Raw genomic sequence first — 6,201 nt, 5'->3', positions numbered from 1 at the left:
CACCCCAAAAAATGTCAAACACATATTGCAACGTTTTTATGAAAATCGTGCAAGTGGTTGAAGTTAAATATAAAAATTGCGATTCTATCATTAGTCTTTGCGAATGTTCCGGGTTAAGGCGCCTATGCGTCGGCTTAGGCTCCTAACAACACCTCCGCAAAGCTGGGAGCAACAGGCTGCTGCGTCATTTCGAAGAGTTGCAGACGATAACCCTCTCTATGGTACGCATAGATATGACCGAATCGATCCGTACACAGCTACCTGTTCTTCCTGTATCTCATGTTCTACCGGATATTGACGATGCTCTTATTAACGGACGCGCCGTTATTGTTTGTGCTCCTCCGGGTGCGGGTAAGACAACGCTGATACCGCTCTATCTTCTGGATGCATCTTGGCGCGGCGACGGCCGGATCATTCTCCTCGAGCCTCGCCGGCTGGCTGCCCGGGCTGCCGCAAGCCGTATGGCGAGCCTTTTGGATGAAGACGTCGGCGGCACAGTTGGCTACCGGATGCGGCTGGACAGCAAGATCACGTCTCGTACGCGAATAGAAGTCGTCACCGAGGGTGTGTTTGCGCGGATGGTCTTGGATGATCCGGAACTGAGCGGTATTGCGGTCGTCCTCTTTGATGAATTCCATGAGCGTTCGCTGGATGGCGATACGGGGCTTGCTCTGGCTTTGGATGTGCAAGCCGGCTTGCGCGAGGATCTCCGCATTGTCGTCATGTCGGCAACGTTGGATGTCGGCAAGGTATCGGGGTTGATCCCTTCCGCACCGGTGATCGAAAGTCTTGGACGCAGCTATCCCGTAGACATTCGCTATAAAGAGCGCCCTGTTGGAGAGCGGATTGAAGACACGATGGCACACTCTATTCTGGAAGCACATCGCGAACATCCGGGTTCCATTCTAGCGTTCTTGCCGGGACAGGCTGAAATTCGTCGGACCGCAGAGCGTTTGGAAGGCAGGATTGCCGGGGATACGGTGATAGCACCGCTTTATGGCAACCTGTCTCAACGGGAGCAGGATACGGCAATCAAGCCTACACGCGACAGCACACGCAAAATCGTGCTGGCGACCTCCATTGCCGAGACATCCATAACCATCGACGGCGTTCGAATCGTCATCGATAGCGGTCTTCAGCGCCTCCCCGTGTTTGAGCCATCAACCGGAATGACACGTCTGGAAACAGTGCGGGTTTCACGCGCCTCTGCAGACCAGCGAGCCGGACGTGCAGGGCGTACGGAACCGGGCATCGCCATTAGACTGTGGCATGAGGGACAAAACTCGGCTTTACCAGCATTCACACCGCCGCAAATCATGGAGAGTGATCTCTCCGGTTTGATACTGGATCTTGCTCACTGGGGCGTGGACGATCCAGCCCGGCTGCCGTTTATCGACCAACCGCCTGCCCCGGCGGTGCTGGAAGCCAAGGCGCTGCTGAAGCTACTGGATGCGATTGACGACAATGGCCGGCTGACCCAGCGCGGCGAGGACATTCGTGCGCTGGCGCTGCCTCCGCGTCTGGCCGCTATGTGTGTCTCTGCAGCTGAAGACGGGTACGCGATGGATGCGTGCATGCTGGCCGTTCTCCTAAGCGAGCAGGGCCTTGGCGGCACCGATGTGGACCTTGAAAGCCGCTTGCGCCGCTTTCGCACCGAAAAGGGTGAGCGGTCAGACGCCGCCCGCCAGCTTGCCCGCCGGATGGCCAAGACGATTACGCCGGCAGCGCAATCGCGCGAGGCAATCCAGCCCGGTGCCCAGCCCGGTGCGTTGTTGATGCGCGCCTATCCGGACCGCATTGCGCTTCAACGAGGCGGACGGGGGCGTTTTGTCATGGCCAATGGTCGTGGGGCGGAAATGGATGAGACGGAAAGACTGGCTGCCTCCGCCCTGCTGGTAATTGCCGACGTGACCGGGAGGGCGGGAAAGGCACGGATTCTGGCGGCAGCAGAGATCAGTCGAGCAGATATCGATGAGACAATGCCCGACGCGATCGTCCGCGAAGACCACGTAGTGTTTGACAGGCAGAGCCGGCAGGTGCGCGCCAGACGGGTGACGCGGCTGGGTGCACTCGTCTTTGAAGAAACGCCCCTACCCGTCCGCCAAGGCCCTGCCGTCGCACAGGCATTGGCGGAGGGGGTGCGTGATCTGGGATTGAGCGTGCTGCCTTTTTCCAAGGACGCCGCGCAGTTGCGGGATCGTATCGGCTTTCTGCATGGCACAGGTGGTGATGGGTGGCCCGATATGCGGGAGGAAGCACTGCTAAACACTTTGGATGTGTGGTTTACACCGTTTCAAACGCAGGCAAGCGGTATCAGCGATATCAGTGCATCCGGCCTATCGGAGGGATTGTTGTGTCTGGTGCGTCCTGAGCTGCGCCATGAGTTGACGAGACTTGCGCCGACGCATTTTCAAGCGCCTACGGGACAGCGCCATCCCATTCGGTATGATGGCGATGAACCGGTACTCTCCATTCGCGTACAAGAGTTGTTCGGGTTGACTGTTCATCCCGTTATCGGAGCAGATCGAAGACCGCTGTTGCTGGAATTGCTGTCGCCCGCCCATAGGTTGATACAGACGACCCGAAATCTGCCGGGCTTTTGGACGGGGTCCTGGAAGGACGTGCGTGCGGACATGAGAGGGCGCTACCCCCGCCACCCATGGCCGGAAGATCCGGCGACAGCCCTGCCAACAACTCGTGTAAAGCCGCGTGGAACGTAGAGACTGGATGGGAACATGGCGCTGATACAGAGCAGATATGACGAGGAAGGTACGACCCTGAGCCATCGGCTCCGGTTGCAAACGCTGGTGCGTTTGCGCTGGCTTGCCGTGGCAGGCCAGTCTTTGGCTGTGCTGATTGTGGCTTTCGTTCTGCGCTTTCCTGTGCCCTTGCTGGCTTGCGCTCTCTTGATTGCAGTGCTTGCGGCCATCAATACCTATATGGCGCTGCGCTACCCGCCATCGCACCGGCTGACGCCGCGCTCCGCTTTTATCCTGCTGGCGACGGATCTGGCGCAAATCACGGGACTACTGTTCATAACAGGCGGGTTGGCCAATCCGTTTGCCCCGCTTGTGTCCGTGCCGGTGATTATTTCATCGTCGTCGCAACCCATTCGGCATAGCCTGGCCATGGCCGTGCTGGCCGTGCTTTGCATAACCGCGCTGGCATTTACACCCTTCCCCCTGCCCTGGTATTCCGGCACCATACTGCTGGTGCCTCCTGTTCTGATGTCAGGTCTCTGGTTCGCCATTATATGCACCACGGGATTTGCAGCCTTTTACGCTTTCAGGGTTTCGCGGGAAGCCAGCGAATTGTCCGACGCGCTGACAGCAACGGAGCTGGTGTTGCAGCGGGAAAATCACCTGTCGCAGCTTGATGGGTTGGCCGCAGCAGCGGCCCATGAGCTGGGCACGCCCCTTGCCACAATCAGTGTCGTGGCAAAGGAAATGGAGCGGGAACTTGGCAACGATCCGCGCTTTGGTGAAGACGTGCACCTGCTGCGCAGCCAGAGTGAACGTTGCCGCGACATTCTGAGACGACTGACAACGCTGTCCTCTGAGAACGAAGATCATATGCGCCATCTGCCTTTGTCCTCGTTAATGGAAGAGGTTGTGGCGCCTCACCGCGAGTTCGGCATTGAAATCGAAATGGTGGAATTGAGCGAGCGCAGTGCAGAGCCCGTTGGAAACCGCAATCCCGCGATCCTCTATGGCCTCGGTAATCTCCTCGAAAACGCCGTTGATTACGCCAGAACCAAAGTTACCGTGACGGTTGAACACACACCTCAAAAGGTGGCAATTACCATTGCCGATGACGGGGAAGGCTATGCACCGGAGATTCTGATGAGAATCGGCGATCCCTATGTGACAAGACGCCAGAAGGACGACAGCGCTGGCGGCCTTGGTCTTGGCCTGTTCATTGCCAAGACACTTTTGGAGCGCTCCGGTGCGCAGCTGACGTTCGAGAATGGCGGTCCGGATAGCCCGGGCGCACGGGTGCAGGTGCAGTGGCCCCGCGCCATGATGGATACGAAACTCGCAAAATGACATGTCTCCGCCGGTTGAACGGTGATAAGCAAGTCCTAAATAGAATGAAACGGCGCAGGGTTAAAACATGACCGATCCAACCTCAGCGGTACTTGACGACAATTCATCCGATCCTGATGACATTGGACCGGATAGTTCGCTGTTGATTGTTGATGATGATGCGCCATTCGTGAAACGGCTTGCCCGCGCGATGGAAACGCGTGGCTTCACGGTCGAAATAGCGGAATCGGCCGCCGAAGGCATTGCCAAGGCAAAGACCAATCCGCCCAAATACGCCGTGGTGGATTTGCGCCTGGGTGATGGCAGTGGTCTGGATGTGATCGAGGCGATTCGAAGCCGCCGAAGCGATACGCGCATCATCATGCTCACCGGCTACGGAAATATCGCAACCGCCGTTAACGCGGTCAAATTGGGCGCGGTCGATTATCTGGCAAAGCCCGCCGATGCCGACGATGTGTTTGCAGCCTTGGTGCAGCGTTCCGGCGAACGCGCCGAACTGCCTGAAAATCCCATGTCCGCCGACCGTGTGCGGTGGGAGCATATTCAGCGGGTGTATGAACTGTGCGAGCGCAACGTATCAGAGACCGCGCGGCGTTTGAATATGCACCGTCGCACGCTGCAACGGATTCTTGCCAAACGCGCCCCGAAGTAGATTAGAGCGTCTCCCGATCTGATTGTATCAGATCGACGCTCTAACATCCTCATGTTAAAGTATATTCTTTTCGATCCTCGTTTCACTCCGGTCGGAATATGATCTAATCGACATCCCGCGTGCCGGAGAGAATATCCGGCACTGCCCCACAGTCGCGGTTCTTGTCCATATCCCACTCCGCCAGCATCAGACGCTGGGCTGCCGTGCGGGCAAAGCTCAGCGTAACCGCTTTGCGGGTCGAGGGTGACAGACGATGTTCCGGCGCATCGCGAAGCAGGTGCGCGCCATATCCGTCAGACAGAATCAACCCGCACTCTTCCGGGAAGATATCGAGCGGGACTTCGGCATGGGTCGCGAAAAACAGTCGATCGCAATGCAGACGGTAATCCGGCCACTTTCGATCCACACGAAAATCCTCAATCGACGTTTTGATTTCGATGATCCAGATTTCGCCCTTGGGCGACAGGCTGATCAGGTCTGCGCGGCGACCGCTGGCGAGCGTCAGCTCTGGAACCGCTGCGTGGCGCATGTCGTAAAGCAGAGACTGCACCCCGCGACGCACCATCATGGCGCGTTGGGATTGCCGGCCATCGACCAGCGTGTGCGTTTTGTGCAGAGAAACGAGCGCCATATAAGTTTATCCAGATATTCTGTGGTTGTTGCAAAAAAACAATCATTGCAGAATTTGCAGCAGCACTGCGGCTCCAGCTGATTCATTCGCTTGCATTACAGGCTATGATCGAAAATAAAACGATTCAACGGGTGTTTGACGAGACCCGGTTTTCCTCGCCTATTTCAAGAGAATTCCCATGCGCTTCCGCAATGCCCTTCTGTTGTGCAGCTTGGCGGCAACTGTTGCCCTTGCCGGCTGCTCCACCACCAATTCTCCCGTTGTAATTGCCAGCACTGCGCCCGTCAGCGAGCCAATTGCAACGAATCAGATTTTCACATCGGAATATGGCGCGGTTGAGGACAGCGGTTTCGCTCTGCCCGCCGTTCCCATCGAACGCGTGAAGCCCCAGTTCCACCGCCAGATCGTTGATTACCGCACCAGCGAGCTACCCGGCACGATCGTGGTCAACACGCCGAACCGTTTTCTTTACTACGTCCTGCCTGGCGGCAAGGCCGTTCGGTATGGAATCGGCGTCGGCAAGGCCGGTTTTGCGTGGGAAGGCGAAGCCTACATTGCCTGGAAACAGGCATGGCCAAAGTGGACACCGCCGCAGGAAATGGTCGCCCGTCGCCCTGATCTGAAGCAGTATGGCGAGGAAGGCATGAAGCCTGGCCTTACCAATCCGCTCGGCGCACGCGCGCTTTACCTGTTCAATGCTGAAGGCAAGGACACGCTGTTCCGTCTGCACGGTACGCCGGAGTGGAACTCCATCGGCACCGCTGCCTCCTCGGGCTGCATTCGCCTGATGAATCAAGACATTATCGATCTCTACGAACGCGTCCGTCCGGGCAAGCGCGCCCGCGTCGTTGTTCAGCAGTAATCGAGTTGCA

5 protein-coding genes are annotated in these 6,201 nt (G+C 57.5%); 4 read left to right on the top strand and 1 reads right to left on the bottom strand.

The genetic code is table 11. The features are described 5' to 3' along the window. Window positions 1-233 precede the first annotated feature (233 nt). From hrpB to IFT84_RS20060, 3 genes are all read left to right on the top strand, one after another. Entirely contained in the window at window positions 234-2,720 is a 2,487-nt protein-coding gene (gene hrpB / locus IFT84_RS20070; protein WP_192122396.1) for an ATP-dependent helicase HrpB, read from the top strand. Between the two features lie 15 nt (window positions 2,721-2,735). After that, on the top strand, window positions 2,736-4,046 hold the full coding sequence (locus IFT84_RS20065) for an ActS/PrrB/RegB family redox-sensitive histidine kinase (RefSeq protein ID WP_192122395.1): 1,311 nt from the start codon (window positions 2,736-2,738) through the stop codon (window positions 4,044-4,046). Between the two features lie 67 nt (window positions 4,047-4,113). Beyond that, window positions 4,114-4,698, top strand: a complete 585-nt coding sequence (locus tag IFT84_RS20060) for an ActR/PrrA/RegA family redox response regulator transcription factor (RefSeq protein WP_192122394.1) — start codon at window positions 4,114-4,116, stop codon at window positions 4,696-4,698. Window positions 4,699-4,801: 103 nt separating this feature from the next. Here the strand turns inward: IFT84_RS20060 and IFT84_RS20055 are convergent, their stop codons facing one another. Next, a complete protein-coding gene (locus IFT84_RS20055) occupies window positions 4,802-5,329 on the bottom strand; it encodes an MmcB family DNA repair protein (protein WP_192122393.1) in 528 nt (175 codons plus the stop codon). Window positions 5,330-5,507: 178 nt separating this feature from the next. Between IFT84_RS20055 and IFT84_RS20050 the strand changes: the two genes are divergently transcribed. Next, window positions 5,508-6,191, top strand: coding sequence for a L,D-transpeptidase (locus IFT84_RS20050; RefSeq protein ID WP_192122392.1), 684 nt, complete (start codon window positions 5,508-5,510; stop codon window positions 6,189-6,191). Window positions 6,192-6,201: the final 10 nt, after the last annotated feature.

The sequence above is a fragment of the Rhizobium sp. CFBP 8762 genome, assembly GCF_014841565.1.
Classification (GTDB): domain Bacteria; phylum Pseudomonadota; class Alphaproteobacteria; order Rhizobiales; family Rhizobiaceae; genus CFBP-8762.
This window is presented reverse-complemented; position numbering and strand designations above follow the sequence as displayed.